At 60.0% G+C, this 17,147-nt stretch carries 20 protein-coding genes and 1 tRNA gene; 10 read left to right on the plus strand and 11 right to left on the minus strand.

The genetic code is table 11. The features are described from left to right. Positions 1 to 21: 21 nt before the first annotated feature. Positions 22 to 207: a hypothetical protein gene (locus AADW23_RS00775; protein ID WP_341862630.1), complete on the minus strand. Its 186-nt coding sequence runs from the start codon at positions 205 to 207 to the stop codon at positions 22 to 24. A 201-nt stretch (positions 208 to 408) separates the two neighbouring features. Between AADW23_RS00775 and trpA the strand changes: the two genes are divergently transcribed. Further along, positions 409 to 1,200, plus strand: a complete 792-nt coding sequence (gene trpA / locus AADW23_RS00780) for a tryptophan synthase subunit alpha (RefSeq protein WP_341862631.1) — start codon at positions 409 to 411, stop codon at positions 1,198 to 1,200. Positions 1,201 to 1,215: 15 nt separating this feature from the next. Here trpA and AADW23_RS00785 read toward each other — a convergent pair whose 3' ends face one another. Further along, positions 1,216 to 1,815: a hypothetical protein gene (locus AADW23_RS00785; RefSeq protein ID WP_341862632.1), complete on the minus strand. Its 600-nt coding sequence runs from the start codon at positions 1,813 to 1,815 to the stop codon at positions 1,216 to 1,218. On the opposite strand from AADW23_RS00785, the gene AADW23_RS00790 reads away from it, so the two are divergent. After that, complete coding sequence (locus AADW23_RS00790) at positions 1,794 to 2,630, plus strand: hypothetical protein (RefSeq protein WP_341862633.1); 837 nt, start codon at positions 1,794 to 1,796, stop codon at positions 2,628 to 2,630. The two genes, AADW23_RS00785 and AADW23_RS00790, sit on opposite strands and share 22 nt — an antisense overlap. Positions 2,631 to 2,799: 169 nt before the next feature. On the opposite strand, the gene AADW23_RS00795 is transcribed toward AADW23_RS00790, so the two are convergent. Then, positions 2,800 to 3,717, minus strand: coding sequence for an IS1595 family transposase (locus AADW23_RS00795; protein ID WP_341862634.1), 918 nt, complete (start codon positions 3,715 to 3,717; stop codon positions 2,800 to 2,802). Between the two features lie 237 nt (positions 3,718 to 3,954). Here AADW23_RS00795 and AADW23_RS00800 point away from each other — a divergent pair, with 237 nt between their 5' ends. Then, complete coding sequence (locus AADW23_RS00800; protein ID WP_341862635.1) at positions 3,955 to 5,118, plus strand: alpha-hydroxy acid oxidase; 1,164 nt, start codon at positions 3,955 to 3,957, stop codon at positions 5,116 to 5,118. On the opposite strand, the gene AADW23_RS00805 is transcribed toward AADW23_RS00800, so the two are convergent. Continuing rightward, complete coding sequence (locus tag AADW23_RS00805; RefSeq protein ID WP_341862636.1) at positions 5,100 to 6,245, minus strand: MFS transporter; 1,146 nt, start codon at positions 6,243 to 6,245, stop codon at positions 5,100 to 5,102. The two genes, AADW23_RS00800 and AADW23_RS00805, sit on opposite strands and share 19 nt — an antisense overlap. A gap of 136 nt (positions 6,246 to 6,381) precedes the next feature. Here AADW23_RS00805 and AADW23_RS00810 point away from each other — a divergent pair, with 136 nt between their 5' ends. Then, positions 6,382 to 7,035, plus strand: coding sequence for a 50S ribosomal protein L25/general stress protein Ctc (locus AADW23_RS00810; protein WP_341862637.1), 654 nt, complete (start codon positions 6,382 to 6,384; stop codon positions 7,033 to 7,035). 421 nt (positions 7,036 to 7,456) lie between these two features. On the opposite strand, the gene AADW23_RS00815 is transcribed toward AADW23_RS00810, so the two are convergent. Next, positions 7,457 to 8,170, minus strand: coding sequence for an FkbM family methyltransferase (locus tag AADW23_RS00815; protein ID WP_341862638.1), 714 nt, complete (start codon positions 8,168 to 8,170; stop codon positions 7,457 to 7,459). 197 nt (positions 8,171 to 8,367) lie between these two features. Here AADW23_RS00815 and pth point away from each other — a divergent pair, with 197 nt between their 5' ends. Together pth and AADW23_RS00825 are read left to right on the plus strand one after the other, a co-directional pair. After that, entirely contained in the window at positions 8,368 to 9,057 is a 690-nt protein-coding gene (gene pth, locus AADW23_RS00820; RefSeq protein WP_341862639.1) for an aminoacyl-tRNA hydrolase, read from the plus strand. A gap of 23 nt (positions 9,058 to 9,080) precedes the next feature. Next, complete coding sequence (locus AADW23_RS00825; RefSeq protein WP_341864362.1) at positions 9,081 to 9,452, plus strand: DUF2237 domain-containing protein; 372 nt, start codon at positions 9,081 to 9,083, stop codon at positions 9,450 to 9,452. On the opposite strand, the gene AADW23_RS00830 is transcribed toward AADW23_RS00825, so the two are convergent. The 6 genes from AADW23_RS00830 to AADW23_RS00855 form a co-directional block, all read right to left on the minus strand. Continuing rightward, entirely contained in the window at positions 9,412 to 9,798 is a 387-nt protein-coding gene (locus AADW23_RS00830) for a hypothetical protein (RefSeq protein ID WP_341862640.1), read from the minus strand. The genes AADW23_RS00825 and AADW23_RS00830 overlap by 41 nt on opposite strands. Next, the gene (trpB, locus tag AADW23_RS00835; RefSeq protein ID WP_341862641.1) at positions 9,795 to 11,027 is read right to left on the minus strand and encodes a tryptophan synthase subunit beta; all 1,233 of its coding nucleotides are present in this window, start codon (positions 11,025 to 11,027) and stop codon (positions 9,795 to 9,797) included. Before trpB ends, AADW23_RS00830 begins: the two co-directional genes overlap by 4 nt. Before the next feature lie 184 nt (positions 11,028 to 11,211). Further along, on the minus strand, positions 11,212 to 11,856 hold the full coding sequence (locus AADW23_RS00840) for a phosphoribosylanthranilate isomerase (protein WP_341864363.1): 645 nt from the start codon (positions 11,854 to 11,856) through the stop codon (positions 11,212 to 11,214). 4 nt (positions 11,857 to 11,860) lie between these two features. Further along, positions 11,861 to 12,229, minus strand: a complete 369-nt coding sequence (locus AADW23_RS00845) for a LapA family protein (RefSeq protein WP_341862642.1) — start codon at positions 12,227 to 12,229, stop codon at positions 11,861 to 11,863. 43 nt (positions 12,230 to 12,272) lie between these two features. Next, positions 12,273 to 12,560 (minus strand): integration host factor subunit beta, encoded by a 288-nt coding sequence (gene ihfB / locus AADW23_RS00850; protein WP_341862643.1) that lies wholly within the window; start codon positions 12,558 to 12,560, stop codon positions 12,273 to 12,275. 238 nt (positions 12,561 to 12,798) lie between these two features. Further along, a tRNA-Arg gene (locus tag AADW23_RS00855) sits at positions 12,799 to 12,875 on the minus strand. Positions 12,876 to 13,189: 314 nt separating this feature from the next. Between AADW23_RS00855 and AADW23_RS00860 the strand changes: the two genes are divergently transcribed. The 4 genes from AADW23_RS00860 to AADW23_RS00875 are packed head-to-tail and all read left to right on the plus strand — an operon-like array spanning position 13,190 to position 17,124. Then, positions 13,190 to 14,614 carry a circularly permuted type 2 ATP-grasp protein gene (locus AADW23_RS00860; protein ID WP_341862644.1) on the plus strand — a complete coding sequence of 475 codons (1,425 nt, stop codon included), beginning with the start codon at positions 13,190 to 13,192 and terminating at the stop codon, positions 14,612 to 14,614. A 1-nt stretch (position 14,615) separates the two neighbouring features. Then, on the plus strand, positions 14,616 to 15,557 hold the full coding sequence (locus tag AADW23_RS00865; RefSeq protein ID WP_341862645.1) for an alpha-E domain-containing protein: 942 nt from the start codon (positions 14,616 to 14,618) through the stop codon (positions 15,555 to 15,557). After that, positions 15,557 to 16,354 carry a transglutaminase family protein gene (locus AADW23_RS00870; RefSeq protein WP_341864364.1) on the plus strand — a complete coding sequence of 266 codons (798 nt, stop codon included), beginning with the start codon at positions 15,557 to 15,559 and terminating at the stop codon, positions 16,352 to 16,354. The genes AADW23_RS00865 and AADW23_RS00870 overlap by 1 nt, the downstream gene beginning before the upstream one ends. 38 nt (positions 16,355 to 16,392) lie before the next feature. Continuing rightward, entirely contained in the window at positions 16,393 to 17,124 is a 732-nt protein-coding gene (locus tag AADW23_RS00875; RefSeq protein WP_341862646.1) for a peptidase, read from the plus strand. The last annotated feature ends 23 nt before the right edge of the window (positions 17,125 to 17,147 follow it).

Consider the following 17,147-nt stretch of genomic DNA (forward strand, 5'->3'; position numbering starts at 1 on the left):
GCCCGGCCAAGCTGTTATCCGTTATCCGTGCTTCTCGCGCCGCTCGAAGATAACAAACCACGCCAACAGGACAAACATCGGGTGGGTCAATCCCCCCGAGAAGATCAGCGCCAAGATCCAGATCGGCGCAATGATGATGCCCAGGATGACCCGTCCGGCAAGAAAGATGGAAAGGGGCGGAAGCAGAATGGCGAGTAAGTAATTCATGGTAGGTAAATGGGGATGCCCCCGCGTTGGTTCCATAGTCGGTGGGAAAATCTCGCAATCTTTCCCCTGCGGCCCCCAATCGGCCCCCGATCGGCCAACGCGGCGCGTGCGATACCACCGCCCACTGATAACACCCTCCCATTGATTTCTGCCCTCCCTTGGGTCAAACCACCCAGACGACAGCTAATTGAGAGCCCCACCATGACCCGTATCGACGACACCTTCTCGCGCCTTTCCGCCTCTGGCAAAAAGGCTTTTGTCTCGTACATCATGGCCGGCGATCCCGATTATGACACCTCGCTAAAGGTGATGCGGGGCCTGCCAGCGGCGGGCGTCGATATCATCGAGCTTGGCTTGCCCTTCACCGACCCCATGGCCGATGGCGCGACGATCCAATTGGCCGGGCAACGGGCGCTGGACGGCGGTATGACGCTGGAAAAAACCCTGCAAATGGCCCGAGATTTTCGGGCGGGCGACGACACCACACCCATCGTCCTCATGGGCTACTACAACCCGATCTACTCGCGCGGTGTGGACCAGTTCTTGACGGATGCGAAAGCCGCCGGCATCGACGGGCTGATCGTCGTGGACCTGCCCCCGGAAGAAGATGATGAACTCTGCATTCCCGCCCAGGCCGCCGGCCTGAACTTCATCCGCCTCGCCACCCCCACCACCGACGACGCCCGCCTGCCCAAGGTGCTGACCAACACGTCGGGCTTTGTCTATTACGTTTCTGTCACCGGCACGACCGGGGCCGCCGCCGCCCAAGCCAGCGACGTGGCACCTGAAGTGGCCCGGATCAAATCCAAAACAGACCTCCCCGTCATCGTGGGCTTCGGCATCAACACGCCCGAGGCCTCCGGAAGCATCGCCTCCATCGCTGACGGCTGCGTTGTGGGATCTGCCATCGTGTCGCAAATCGCTTCGGGTGAAAGCGTCGAGGATGTGCTGGCGTTCGTGAAATCCCTCGCTGACGGCGCGCACCGGGGCTAGGTGCCCCGCCAGCGATCAACACAACAAAACAGGCGGACCGTCACAGCTGGGGTCGGCTATGATGTTGCTTCCACCGGATTGTGTTTGTTGAAGGCTGGCAATCGCTGCTCTGATTCTTTGCCCTTCCGCAGTCGTAACGTATCCAGATTCGATCTTTTCAAGAATGAGGTTCAACCCCATCACGTTGACGATCAACAGGATCATGAACAACGTGACCACCAGACCGAACGCGGTGTCGGCGATCATTTCTCCGCGCAACGCGCCGTCAATTGTGAAAGCCTGACGCTGCCCGCCCTCAAGGGCAGAGACGGCAACGGGAAATTGTTCCCCCTCCAACACCACCTCGAAATTTGTGCCGCGGGATATGTCGCGCATATCCAGCATAGCGTCCGGGTCTGTCTCCAGGTTGAAGACCATATCTTCACCGGACTGGCGCAGGTGCAACAGGAAGGATGTGGCCCCTCGCCCCTGATAAAGACGCAGCACGGTTCTGCTCTGGCCCTGTCCGGTTGCGATTATGGCGACAGGCCGCTGATGTCCGTCGGCACTGCCAGCCGCGGGAATAAGGCTAAGTCCGAAGGACAGACCAAGAAGTGAAAAACGGCGACGATCCAAAGGGAATGCTCCTGAAAAGAAAGGTTTGCAGCAAAATCAATGGCAATTATATACTTGAGAAAGCAAAGCTAATGGCGAACTTCTTTGATGAACGCTTTTTGCGTGCTTTTAAGAACATCAATGACAGTATTTTGCATGTCGACCAGAAATGGGACAATGTGCGTGCCAGGCAATATTTCGGATTTGCCGAAGGTTATTTCCACGGATGCTTTGGGATTGGAATAGTCTTCGATATGAGCGTTTGCGGGGATTCTAAACACAGATTCTTGGCCTGGTTGGAGCAGTCTGTAGTTGTCTCGCGAGATGGTGGTTCCAGAGGTCGAACCGTGAGCGACGAAATTTGGTTCGGGGGCAAACAGGATTACGGTCGTAACGATCAAGTTCCTGTGTTTGTTGATTCTATCGAGCTGATTCAAAATCCAAAGGGCGTGTCCCTTCCCGGATTGTGTCGCGTCTATTTCGTTGAGAAAGAACGGGGTCAATGCTTCGAGACCCGCTTTTTCCAATCCGCCTTTAATGGTACTACTAAGCCCGGTCCGGTTGTTCGAAATGGGGAAGTAAGCATGTTGGGGGTTGGCACCAACGAACTCGAAAATGGCGCTAACCGCGAAATCAAGCGCGGCCCTTTGATTTCTGATGATATCGCCTACGTTGAGAGAGAGAGGGAAGTCAAACGGCTTTGCCATCATCTTGACTTCGCGAAACTCGTGCCGAAGATCTGGTTCAGAGATGATGGCGGAAAGCCCGTCGTTGACATAACTATTGAGGATGGCGTCAAGGTTGTAGATGTTTTTAAGGGCCCAATGAGCCTTTAGACCGGCGTCACGAAAAGGTGGAGTGATTGTGGCTGAATCGTCGTTCGAAGACATAGTGAAAAACCTCTTGGCAATGAAACCGAAGCCCCACAGTGGGGACTCCGATCTATCCAAGAGTCAATCTGATGAGGACCAGTCGTCCAGCAAGCGGCCTACCAAGTCGCGGAACTCAGACGAAGACTGAGTTAGTCCGCCGATAGGTCAGGCGCTTGCCTTCTGCACCCTTGATAATCAGGGCGGCGCGGGCGGTGTCGTCAATGCCGTTGGCAGTGCGGTTGGAGTAACGGAAGGCGAACTCAGCGGCGTAGCGGTGCAGGTGTTGCTTGTCGCAATGCTGATAGACGCCCTTCATGCCGCGCTTGAAGATGGAGAAGTAGCCTTCCACGGTGTTTGTGGTCACATCACCACGCACATACTCGTCAGCGCCATGGTTGACGGACTCATGCTTGGAGAAGTGCTGGTCGAGATTGTCATACTGGATCGCTGTGTCGGTGTGGATGATGGCTTCCTTGGCGATGTGTGCTTCTAGGATCGGCATTAGCGTCTTGATCTTGAGATCGTCCACAACAACGCTTTTGGCGCGGCCAGTGGAGCGGTCTACCAGCGTCAGAACTTTCATTTTGTGACCGACGCCACGGCGCACAGGCTTACCCGGTTCGCGGCCAATGAAGGTCTCGTCAACTTCAACAACTCCACCACCCGCGCCGAAATCCGAATTGGTGTTGTCGGTCATGGCTTCGCGGATGCGATGCCACATGAACCACGCAGTCTTATAGGTGACGCCGATGGAACGGTGCAGTTGATGGGCAGAAAAGCCCTTCTTTGAAGATGCCATCAGGTGCGTTGCCAGCATCCACTTATTCAGCGCAACCTTAGAGCGCTCAAATACTGTTCCAACAGTGACAGTGAATTGCTTGCGGCAATCGCCGCATTGAAACAAGCCGGGGCGGTGCTTTGCGCCCTCAAGGCGCTTGCACTTGTCAGTGCCGCCACAATGAGGACAGAAGACACCATCAGCCCAACGCTGCGCTTCCATATAGGCGCGAGCAGCGTCCTTGTCGGTGAAGATGGGGTCGGTGAGGTTCATGGCTTAACTCCTTGAACCTTATATAGCATCCGCTATCTGCTTTCTCAAGTATATAATCGCCAAATCAATTGCCTGCGCATGATGGTCCTGAAGCAAAGCGCAAAGTCAGCTATCTGGCAATTGAATTTGTCCTTGCCGATATCGCGCTCGCCCTTCGGTTGAAGCTTTGAAATAGCACCCCATAGACTCCGCCCTCTCGTATTGGTAAACATTTCTTACCACATCGCGGAGAGCCCCATGGCCGACATCACCGAAATCGAAGACCTCAAGCGCATCTACAAACGGCGCGTGCCGAAGATGTTCTACGATTACGCCGAAAGCGGCAGCTGGACGGAACAGACATTCCGCGAGAATTCCTCGGACTTTGACCTGATCCGCCTGCGCCAACGCATCGCGCGGGACATGACCGGGCGCTCCACCGCGTCCGAGATGTTGGGCCAGCACGTCTCCATGCCCGTAGCACTCGCGCCTGTGGGCCTGACGGGGATGCAGTCCGCCGACGGAGAGATCAAAGCCGCCCGCGCAGCGGAACGTTTCGGGGTCCCGTTTTGCCTGTCCACCATGTCGATCTGCTCGATCGAGGACGTGGCCGAACACACCAACAAACCGTTCTGGTTCCAAGTCTACACTCTCAAGGACGACGACTTCATGAAGCGCCTGTTTGCGCGGGCCAAGGCGGCGGGCTGCACCACGCTGGTGATTACCGTCGACCTGCAAATCATGGGCCAGCGTCACAAGGACATCAAGAACGGCCTCTCCGCCCCGCCCAAACTGACGCCGAAATCCATTGCCAACATGATGACCAAGGTCCCTTGGGGGCTGGAGATGCTGGGGACGAAACGGCGCTTTTTCGGCAACATCGTGGGCCATGCCAAGGGGGTGACGGACCCCTCGTCACTGTCCTCCTGGACGGCCGAGGCCTTTGACCATGCGCTCGACTGGGACCGCATCCGCGAGTTGCGCTCGTGGTGGGATGGCCCGGTGGTGCTGAAGGGCATTCTGGACGCCGACGATGCCCGCAAAGCGGTCGAGGTCGGGGCCGATGCCATCACTGTTTCCAACCACGGCGGGCGGCAGTTGGATGGCGCGTTGTCGTCGATCCGCATGTTGCCGCAGATCATGGATGCGGTGGGCGACAAGATCGAGGTGCACCTCGATAGCGGCATCCGCTCGGGGCAGGACGTGCTGAAAGCGCTGGCGCTGGGGGCCAAGGGCACCATGATCGGGCGCGCGTTTGTCTATGGCTTGGGCGCGCGCGGCGAACAGGGCGTCATGGAAGCGCTCGAGGTCATCCGAAAGGAACTCGACACCACCATGGGCCTATGTGGAGAGCGTTCCGTCCACGATCTGGGCCGCCAGAACGTGCTGGTCCCGAAGGGCTTTCAAGGCGAATGGGAATGACGCCCGCGTAGATATACGGCGAGGAGCGGAGCGAGGAGCGCCACCGCCGCGACAGCGGCGAACGCCCACCGCAAGCCCACAGCGCCCGAGATGAAGCCCATCAACGAGGGCGCAAGAACGAAGCCCAGAAAGCCGATCACAGCGGCGCGGGCCACGGCAGCGGTCCGATGTTCGGGCCGCACCATCCGCCCCACAATGGCAAGGCCAACGGGCCCCACGGCTGCAATCCCCAAACCCATCGCGCCAAAGCCCACATAGGCCATCAGGGGCGACAGGGCGGCTGCCGCAATCACCGCGCCGACCATCGCCATGCCGGTGCCGATGACGATTATCGCGTGCTCGCTGAACCGCTCGGTCAGGGCTTGCCCCGAGAACCTGCCTACCGCCATCGTCAGGCCCAGAACCGCCGGGCCAAACGCGCCCTCTGCCGCGCGCCCGCCCAGGGTGCGCTCAATATGCAGGGCCGACCAGGCCTCTACCGTGGCTTCCACGAAGAAAGCGACCAGCACGATCGCCCCGCACAAAACGACGGTGCCCCAGGGAAAGCGGTTGGCGCGGCGGGCGGCGTCATCCACCTGCTCGGCATCCATCCGCAAGGGCAAAGCCATCACCGCGATGGCAACCGCCACCACGGCGAAGATCTGCTCCGGGGTGGACCCCGCCTCTCGGGCCAGCCCCGTCAAGATGGCCGAAATCGCGTAGGCGACCGAGAACATGGCGTGGTTGGCGTTCATCAGACTGCGCCCGTGACGCGCCTCCAACTCGGACACGCGGGCGTTCATCACCACGTCCAGCAGACCCGAACAAAACCCCGCCAACACCATCGCCACAAAAAACGCGATGGGCGCGCTGGCCCATGCCGGGCCAAGGGCCGCCACGGCAAAAATGCACCCCGCCGCGGGCATCGCCCAAGGGCCCAACCATCGGTCAAACAAGGGTGCCAGCCACATCGTGGCGACCAAGCCAAAGGACGTCCCCAACAAGATCACACCGAACTGGGTGTCATCGGCCCCGATCCCCTCTTTCAGCACCGGAACCTGTGCGGCAAAACTGCCCCAGAACACCCCCACAATCATGAAGGCAACCAAAGGGCGACGCGATAGCGATAGGGCGGACAGAACTGACATGGACGCAACCGCTGTCACGGCCCAGCGCCGGACGCAATAGGGGCTTTCCAAAAGCGCCCACACCCCCTATACGCGCGGACTTACGAACCCAGAGCCGACACCCTTGGAGGCGGCTCATAACTCTAGGAGAATTCCAATGGCTGGTGAGATTCCTGATCTTATCGCTGAGGCACGGACGGGGACAGGCAAGGGGGCCGCTCGTCAAGCACGCCGTGATGGCAACGTGCCCGGTATCGTTTATGGTGGCGGTACAGACCCGCTCGCGATCAACATCCCCTTCAACGTGCTGTTCAAGCGCTTGAAAGATGGTCGCTTCCTTTCGACCCTGTTCAACCTGAAGGTTGAGGGCCAGGAAGACGTCCGCGTGATCTGCCGCAACGTCCAGCGTGATGTTGTCAAAGACCTGCCCACGCACGTTGACTTCATGCGCCTCAAGCGCACCTCGAAGGTGACGCTGTTTATCCCTGTTGAAGTTGTTGGCGAAGAAGAATGCCCCGGCCTCAAGAAGGGTGGCGTGTTGACCATGGTTCGCCCCGAGGTTGAACTGCGTGTGACTGCTGGCGATATCCCAGATGCGATCACCATCGACCTCTCCGGTCTGGAAATCGGCGACACCGTCACGATCTCCTCCGTGGATCTGCCCTCCGGCGCGAAAGCGACCATCGACCGCGACTTCGTGATCGCCAACCTGACAGCGCCTTCCGGCCTCGTCAGCGCCGAGAGCGAAGCCGACCACGATGACACGCCGCCAGCCGACGAAGTGCCCGCGATCGAAGTCAACGAAGACTGAGCGCCAGCCTCGCCGAAGATTTAACGCCGTCCGGGATGCCGGGCGGCGTTTTTTTTGTCATAGATCCAGCGCAGACTCGGGGCAGGCAATGCAGATAACGCGTCGGAAAAACCTGGGAACGGCTCTGAGCCTTTTTGGGGTCGGGATCATGGCTGAACGTCCGGACGCGCGAACGCGGCCCCGCTGTTCCGACCAACGGCGCAGGCAATCGCGCCATCCCCAACGCCGAGGCGTGCCCCGCAATCCGCGACAGGGCACAAAACCAGAAAACCCGCGACATCCACACCAACGACGCGGGCCACGGATACTACTCAAGGCCGATCACGCGCGCCCGCTATATACGCGCCCGTTCCTTCATCTTGGCAAATACAACTCAATCCCACGGCAAGCCCCGAACACGCAGCTTCATTACGGCAGCGCCTCAGCTCCCCTCGCCCCAGACCTTCCGGAACCCAAGGATCTTACCCCGCGACGTGACCGGATCATACGTCATGTCCATGGCGCTCATCCGGTCGATGATCTTCTTGATGACCGCCGCCTCATATTGCCTGGGATGGATCTCCATCACGCAAAACCTCAGCGGGCACTTCCAAGGCCTGTCAAAATAGCCAGCCTCAGCCCCCTCCACGTCCATCAACACCACATGGGGGCGATGGGCCCGGATCAGCTCGTGAAACCCGATCAGCGGCACCTCCACCTGCCGCCCGCCCTTGGCCCCAAGCCGCGATCCGGTGAACCCTCCGGCAATGTGGAAATGCGCCGTCGCGCCGTCCTCGGCATGGCCCACAACTGCCCCATGCATCAGGCTTACCTCCTCCACACCATTGCGAACATGGTTGGCGCGGATCACCGGCAACAGGTCCGGGTTTGCCTCCACCGACAAGACGTTTTCCGGCTCGGTCTTCTTGGCGGCCAAGGTGCCGATATAGCCCAGCCCCGCCCCCAATTCGAGCACCCGAAACCCGGGCCGCACACAGCGATCAACCGAGCGTGCCTCGTCGCCCTCATAGGTGCCATCGGCCAGTTTCTCGATAATCGCCTCAGTGGCCAATCCCTCCGGCAGGCCAAGATCCACCCCGTTCAGGCGATAAACAGCATCCGCTTGGGCGTTATGGGGTAGGGTCATCTCTGTCATACTCTGCGCGCTAACCGGGGATTCAGGCAGTAATAGGGCGCGACAGGCCCCGTGAACAGGCCCGCGAAACCCCGGGTGCACTGCCGCCACACCCAGCGGCAGCGCATGCCGCGCCTCCAACTTGCCCGCCATGCCCCTTGCCTTGGCAATTCCGCCCCCAGCCCATATCAACTGAGCACCATCATATGAGGCCAGTCATGCAACTTTGGGTCGGTCTGGGAAATCCGGGCGCGAAATACGCGGGCAACCGCCACAATATCGGCTGGATGGCCGTGGACCGGATCGCCGAGGATCACGGCTTTGCCCCTTGGCGCAGCAAGTTTCAGGGCAAAGTGACCGAGGGCGTCATTGGCGGCGAGAAAGTGCTGCTGCTCAAGCCCGAAACCTTCATGAACCTCTCGGGTCAGTCGGTCGGCGAGGCGATGCGGTTCTACAAACTCGACAGCACCGATGTCACCGTTTGGCATGATGAGTTGGACCTCGCCCCCGCCAAAGTCCGCGTCAAGGCGGGCGGTGGCCACGCGGGTCACAACGGGCTGCGCTCGATCCACCAGCATATCGGCCCGCATTACGATCGCGTGCGGCTTGGCGTGGGGCATCCCGGCCACAAAGACCGCGTGGCGGGCTATGTGCTTAGTGACTTCGCCAAGGCGGATGCTGACTGGCTGGATGACGTGCTCCGTGGCCTTTCCGACGGCGCGCCGCAGCTGGCCAAAGGCGATGGCGGCAAGTTCCTGAACGCAGTCGCCCTGCGCACCGCCCCGCCCCGGTCGTCCACTTCAAAACCCAAGGCGCCAAACCGCCGCGAGGAAGCCGCACCCGCGGCTGAGGAGCCGTCTGAAGACACGCGCAGCGCCCTGCAAAAACTGGCCGACAAGTTCCGCTAACCCCAAAGGACGCCGCCATGGCCTTGCCCAAAGACCCTTCCCTGAACGTCTACGGCGACGCCCTCGCCCCCTGCTCGACCGAGCCGTTGACAGGTTACTTCCGCAACGGCGCCTGTGACACCTGCGCCCAAGACACTGGCTCTCATACCGTCTGCGCCGTCATGACCGCTGAATTCCTGGCCTATTCCAAATATGTCGGAAACGACCTCTCAACCCCGCGCCCCGAATACGGGTTCGCGGGCCTCAAACCCGGCGACGGCTGGTGCCTCTGCGCCAGCCGTTGGATGCAGGCTGCCGAGGAACATGCCGCGCCCTTGGTCAACCTCTCGGCCACCCATAAGCGCGCGCTGGAGATTATCCCTCTGGAGTTGCTGGAGGCGAACGCCGCCCCCTAAAGGACCGCTGCCACAGCCCCCAAAGTGCCGCCGTGAACAGTACCGACGCCAACAGCGCCGTCTCTCCCGGCGTTGTCAGGCCAAGCACAATGCTTGCAACAACTATCGCCAGAACAACGGCCAGCACCAGCGCCACGATCCATTTCGGAACCACCGCGCCCGCCCGCCGTAACATCGCCGCGCCGCAGGCGCTGCCTGAAATCAGAAACACGGGCACAGCGAATGCTGCCTGCATCAAGGCGTCAGGGGGCAGCAGAAAAGCGGCCGCAACAAGGCTGACGATAAAACACCCCATCACCGCCAAGCCCGCGAGCAACACCCAGACAACCGCCTTAGGGGTGGTCACGCGATCTCGCTCATGTTCCAGCCAAGGGCGCGTGCCACGGTGAAGATATCCTTGTCGCCGCGCCCGCACATGTTCATGCAGATCAAGTGATCCTTGGGCAAATCACCCGCGATCTTGGCCACATGGGCCAACGCGTGGGATGGCTCTAGCGCCGGGATAATACCCTCGGTCTCACACGACAGCTGGAACGCCTCCAGCGCCTCCCTGTCAGTGATTGAAACATATTGCGCCCGACCAATCTCGTGCAGCCATGCGTGTTCCGGCCCGATACCGGGGTAATCGAGCCCTGCGCTGATGGAATGCCCTTCAAGAATCTGCCCATCGTCATCTTGCAGCAGATAGGTCCGGTTCCCGTGCAGCACGCCGGGGCGCCCTCCGGTCAGGGATGCACAATGCTCCATCTTCTGATCAACGCCGTGGCCCCCTGCCTCGACCCCGATAATATTCACGTCCTTGTCGTCAAGAAACGGGAAGAACAGCCCCATCGCGTTGGAGCCTCCACCAATCGCGGCAATCAACGTATCGGGCAAACGCCCCTCGGCGGCCATCATCTGCTCCTTGGCTTCCTTTCCGATAATGGCTTGGAAATCACGGACCATCGCAGGGTACGGATGTGGGCCCGCGACCGTGCCGATGCAGTAAAACGTGTCGCGCACGTTGGTCACCCAGTCACGCAACGCATCGTTCATGGCGTCTTTCAACGTGCCGCGCCCGCTGGTCACTGGCACAACTTCCGCGCCCAACAATTTCATGCGGAACACATTTGGGGCCTGACGCTCCACATCTGTGGCCCCCATATAGACCACACATTTCAGCCCGAACTTGGCGCAAACTGTCGCCGTCGCCACACCGTGCTGGCCCGCGCCCGTCTCCGCGATGATCCGCGTCTTTCCCATGCGCCGCGCCAAAATGATCTGGCCCAACACGTTGTTGATCTTATGAGCGCCCGTGTGGTTCAACTCATCGCGCTTGAGGTAAATCTTCGCGCCGCCCAACCGTTCCGTCAGCCGCTCGGCGTAATACAGAGGCGAGGGCCGCCCCACATAATGGGTCCACAGATCGTGCATCTCGGCCCAAAAACTATCGTCAGTCTTGGCGAACTCGTACTGCTTCTCCAACTCAAGGATCAGCGGCATCAGCGTCTCGGACACAAACCGCCCGCCGAAATCCCCAAACCGGCCCTTCTCATCGGGGCCCGTCATAAAGCTGTTCAAAATGTCGTCCGGCATATCGCGTCTCCATATCCTTGGGCACGCCCTGCCCTTCCTCGTTCTTTAAATATCCTGGGGGGCCAGGGGGGCAAGCCCCCCTGAAAGAAACTTGGGCCACGGGGGGCCTGCATAACTGGTAGCATCCTGGGGGTCTGGGGGCTTGCCCCCAGCCGGTCGACGCGCGAAGCGCGGCGAAACACCTTCACCCCTCTAGCGCGCCGGCAAAGGCCATCATCTTGGCGGCGTCTTTCACGCCGGGCGCCGACTCGATCGCCGAGGATAAATCCACCTGGCGCGCGCCAGTCACGCGCACCGCCTCGGCCACGTTGCCCTGCGTCAACCCTCCGGCCAATATCCACGGCACGGTCCAGTATTTGCGGCCGGCCAGAAGCGTCCAATCAAACGTCACCCCGTTGCCGCCCGGCAAGTCCGAGCCCTTGGGCTTCTTGGCATCAATCAGCAGCTGATCCGCAACTTCGGCGTAGGTGTCGATCGCCGCCAGATCCCCCGCCTCGGCCACCGCGATGGCCTTCATCACCGGCAGGCCGTAGCGGGCGCGGATCTCGGCCACGCGCTCTGGCGTCTCGGAGCCGTGGAGCTGCAACATATCCAGAGGCACCTGCCCCACGATCTCATCCAGCGTCGCATCGTCAGCATTCACCACCAGCGCCACCTTGGCGATGCCCACAGGCACCTCCAGCGCCAAGGCTCGCGCCTGCGCGACCGAGACATTGCGCGGCGACTTCGGAAAAAACACAAAGCCCACGTAGCGTGCGCCCGCAGCGGCGGCGGCGGCCACGTCCTCGCGGCGGCTCAACCCGCAGAACTTGATCGAAACGTCTGCCAAAGGATCAACGCGCAGTGTCGGCGTCTTCGAGAATGGCGAGGACGTCATCCTGGCTTTCGCTCTTGCGACCTTTGACCGCGACGACCTCACGCTCCAGCTCTTTGGCCTTGCGGCGCTGGGTTCTGGCTTCCGCGCGGAAGCGATGCTCTCGCAGCCATTCCAGAATGAACCCCACGACGATGCCGACCAGAAGTGCCGCAGCCACGACAACGAACAACGATACGTTCCACGCGTTCCGGATGCTCAGGGCGTCGGCAATGCCCTGCGGCATCAGGTTAAGCGTCACCGTTTCGCGATTGGCGAAAAACAGGAACACCAGCGCCAGCAGAACCAGCGCCAGGAACAGAAGTTTAATAAACCGCAGAATTTTCAAAGCATCCCCCTTGGGCCTCTACGGCCACCAAGGACCGCCGCACCTAGCTTTCGTGACCGTTCAGCCTGTCGCGTAGCAGTTTCCCGGCCTTGAAGAAAGGCACATGCTTTTCCTCGACCGAGACACTTTCGCCGGTGCGCGGATTGCGACCGATGCGGGCATCCCGTTTCTTCACCGAAAAGGCGCCGAAACCGCGCAGCTCAACGCGATCACCCGCGGCCAATGCATCAATTACTTCTTCGAAGATCGAATTAACAATCCGTTCAACATCACGCTGAAAAAGATGTGGGTTTTCATCAGAAAGCTTCTGAATCAGTTCGGATCGTATCATGGATCATCCCCCAAGGATCATTCGCGGCGTGGCAGTGCCGATTAGCTGGCACTATACCCACATTCACCGCTTAGTGAATACTCTAAAGCCATCCATTTCCGCGGCAAGCCCTTGCCAAACGCCTGTTTCCAAGCAGGATTTCACCGATCCGGGGGGGGCTGCACCCCCTTGGCGGTCTCAATAATCGCCGGGCTTAACACCCGATTCGCGCCGGGTTACTGCTGGATTCAGGGGGGAATGGCGGGCCCAGAAGGACTCGAACCCTCAACCTGCCGATTAGAAGTCGGCTGCTCTATCCAGTTGAGCTATGGGCCCGCTACGGCGCGGTGTAGCGCCTCTGGCCGGGTCCGGGAAGAGGCCGCGCACGACAAAATACGCATGGGCCCGAATTAGGGGCCTGAAGCGCGCGCCTTGGTGACAGAGTTCGGGTCTTCACCATAGCCACCAAAGTCATCCAGCGGGCTTTTTGCGTGGGGGGCACGACCTGATCGGGCCCGGTTTGCGTTATGGATCGGCAATCCAAACAATAGCCTCTGATCCTTGTCTATATTTTCATCGAAAAGTTGATGCGAAAGCACGCTCCTGCCGCATCACGTTGCATTAAGGGCCAAAACCTCTAGCGTTGACGAATGGACAAACCACAATCGCACTTTAGCGAGATGTATGCCGGCAGCACCCCGCGCAGCCCCTACACCAAATACGATGCTTGGTTCGCCGGCCAGAACAACGCCCGGCTCGCCACCAAGTCGCAAGAGGCCGAGGCCTTCTTTCGCCGCACCGGCATCACGTTTAACGTCTACGGACAGCAAGATGCCGAGGAACGGTTGATCCCGTTTGATCTGGTGCCGCGCATTATCTCGTCTCGGGAATGGACCAAACTCTCAAAAGGGATCGAGCAGCGCGTCTACGCGATCAACGCCTTTCTCCACGATATCTACAACCGCCAGGAAATCCTGCGGGCGGGCGTTATCCCGACCCAGCTTATCGCCCAGAACGAAGCATTCTTGCCGCAGATGATGGACTTCAGCCCGCCCGGCGATGTCTTTACCCATATCGTCGGCACCGACATTGTGCGCACCGGAGAGGATGATTTCTTCGTCCTCGAAGACAACGCCCGCACCCCATCGGGCGTCAGCTACATGCTGGAAAACCGCGAAACCATGCTGCAAATGTTTCCCGAGTTGTTCAGCAGCATTCGGGTGCAGCCGGTCAGCGACTACCCCAAGAACCTGCGCCGCTCGCTTGAGGCGTCGGCGCCCAAAAGTTGCTCCGGGCGGCCCTGCGTGGTGATCCTGACGCCGGGGATTCACAACTCTGCGTACTTTGAACACAGCTTCCTGGCCGACCAGATGGGGGTCGAGCTTGTCGAAGGTCATGACCTGCGGGTGGTCGATGGCCACATCGCCATGCGCACTACCAAAGGGTACCGCAAGATCGACGTGATCTACCGCCGCGTGGATGATGAATATCTGGACCCGCTGACCTTCAATCCTGCGTCGATGTTGGGTGTTCCCGGCATCATGGATGTGTATCGCGCGGGCAATATCACCATCGCAAACGCCCCCGGCACGGGCGTGGCTGATGACAAGGCGGTCTACAGCTATATCCCTGATATCATACGCTTCTACACCGGAGAGCCGCCGATCCTGAAGAACGTGCAGACCTTCCGGTGCTCGGAGCCGGACAGCTTGAAATACGTCTTGGAAAACCTCGCTGATCTGGTGGTGAAAGAGGTCCACGGCTCAGGGGGCTACGGCATGTTGGTCGGCCCCGCTGCCAGCAAGAAAGAGCTGTCGGATTTCGCCGACAAACTGCGCGCGCGCCCCGACAATTACATTGCTCAGCCGACGCTGTCGCTGTCGACGGTACCGATCTTCACCGAAAGCGGCCTTGCGCCGCGCCACGTCGATCTGCGCCCCTTCGCGCTGGTCTCGCCCAAGGGGGTGGACATCACGCCCGGCGGGTTGACCCGTGTGGCATTGACCGAGGGCTCTTTGGTGGTGAACTCCAGCCAAGGCGGCGGCACCAAAGACACTTGGGTATTGGAAGACTGATATGTTGGGAAAAACCGCAGGTGGGCTTTACTGGATGTTCCGGTCTCTGGAACGGGCCGAGAATACAGCACGTTTGATTGAAGCGGGCTTTCGGATCGCATTGACCCGCTCCAATAACGCCGAGGCTGAATGGCGCTCGGTCATTCAAACGCTGGCCGCGCAGCAGGCCTATGAGGCGATTTACGACGGCTACGATAGTGCGCAGGTGGTTAACTTCCTGTTGCGCGAACCGACCAACCCCAGCTCTGTGCTGTCGATCATCAAGTCGGCCCGTGACAACGCGCGGCTGGTGCGCACGGCGCTGACAACCGAGGTTTGGTCAGCGGTGAACGAGTCCTGGATGTTGTTCACTGACCTTCTGAAAGACGAAATTCCGCAAACGGAACTGCCCGCCATTCTGGCCACGATCCGGCAGCAATCGGGGTTGGTGCGCGGGGCGTTGCACGGCACCATGTTGCGCAACGACGTTTATGACTTCTGCCGCCTTGGCACGTTTATCGAGCGGATGGACAACACCGCGCGGATCATCGACGTGAAGTATTACTCGCTTCTGCCTGCCCCGTCCTTCGTGGGCAGTCGCTTGGATAACGTGCAATGGGAAACCATGCTGCGGTCGGTCTCGGCGCATCGGTCATTTCGGTGGGCGGTGGAAGAGGATTTCAACGCCTCCACCATTGCCGAGTTCCTGATACTGGACCGCCGAATGCCTCGTGCCTTGGCCTTCAGTGCCGGAAAGGTTGTCAAAAGCCTGCAAAAACTGGGCGAGAACTACGGCGCATCGCCTGAATCCCATGAGATGGCGAACGTTCTCTGTGCCCGTTTGGTAAATCGCGATATCGACTCCATCTTCGAGGAAGGCCTGCACGAATTCGTTCGTTCGCTGATCGACAAGACAGCTGGCCTCGCTCACCAGATCGAGCTGGACTATAGGTTCGCGGCATGATGGACCTCAGCATCACCCACACAACTGAATACGCCTATAGCGCCCCGGTGGACTACGCGCTGCAAAAAGTGCGGTTGCGCCCTCTGGCCTCTGTCATGCAATCGCTGGCGGATTGGTCGCTTGAGGTATCCGGCGGCAAGGTCGAGGCGAGCTACAGGGACCATCACGGCAATCACGTTGATCTGGTCAGCATCACGCCCGGCGAACAAGTGCTGCGCATCACGGCCAGCGGAAATGTCACAACCCTGAACGACACGGGCGTGCTTGGCCCCGTCCATGGCCGTGCGCCGCTGTGGCATTTCCGCCAACCCACGGTTCTGACCATGCCGGGCGCGGCGATTGCCGCCTTGCCTCGCGTCCCGCCCGAGCCCGAGGCGCAACTCCCCGCGCTCCACGCTCTTTCCGCCACGATCCTGGAGGCCCTGCCCTACAAGACGGGCACGACATCGGTGGACACAACCGCCGAAGAGGCCCTGCAAGGCAACAGCGGCGTATGTCAGGATCACGCGCAGATTTTCGTTGCCGCCGCCCGACAATCCGGCCTTCCGGCGCGTTATGTCAGCGGCTACCTGATGATCAACGATCAGGTCGTCCAGGAAGCCACCCACGCCTGGGCCGAGGTCTATGTGGATCGGATTGGCTGGGTTGGGTTTGACGTGTCCAACGGCGTGTCCCCGGATGAAAAATATGTCCGCATCGCCGTGGGCCGCGACGCCCGCGACGCCGCTCCGATCGAGGGACTTCGTTTAGGGACAGCCCAAGAAACGCTTATGGTATCTTTACAAGTCCAACAGTAGACAGGGCGCGCACCCTTCTAATCTGAATGTAGAGCTTCATGACTTACTGTATCGGAATGCGACTGGACCGCGGGCTGGTTCTGATGTCGGACACGCGCACCAGCGCGGGCGTCGATAATTTTGCCGTCAGCAAGAAGATGTTCACTTGGGAAGTCCCCGGCGAACGGGCGATTACCATCATGACCGCCGGCAACCTTGCCACCACGCAATCCATGATCAGCTTGCTGGAAGAGCGCTCCGTCTCCGAACAGGACCGCGATCCCAGCATTTTGCAAGAGCCCACGATGTTTCAGGTGGCGCGGCTGGTCGGGGCGACCCTGCGCGAGGTGATCTCAACCTCGTCTGCGTCGGGGCAAACGTCCGAGGATCAGTTCGGCGCGTCGATCATCGTTGCGGGGCAGATCAAGGGCGGCAAGCCCACGATCTTCATGATCTACCCGGAAGGGAACTTCATCGAGATCACCGATGACACGCCGTTCTTTCAGATTGGCGAAACCAAATACGGCAAGCCGATCCTTGTGCGCGTCTATGATGCGGCGATGGACTTTGACGACGCCGTGAAGCTTCTGTTGGTGTCGTTCGATTCCACGGTGAAATCCAACCTCTCTGTCGGTCTCCCGTTCGACCTGCAAATCTATGAGAATGACAGCTTCTCGGTGGGCCGCACGACGCGGATCACGGCCGATGACCCGATTTATCAACAAATCTCGGACGGGTGGGGCGATGCCTTGCGCGATGCGTTCGACGTGTTGCCGCGCTACAAACTCTGACGTCCCCGTTGCCCCCCCGGCAG

This window comes from Gymnodinialimonas sp. 57CJ19, assembly GCF_038396845.1.
Classification (GTDB): Bacteria; Pseudomonadota; Alphaproteobacteria; order Rhodobacterales; family Rhodobacteraceae; genus Gymnodinialimonas.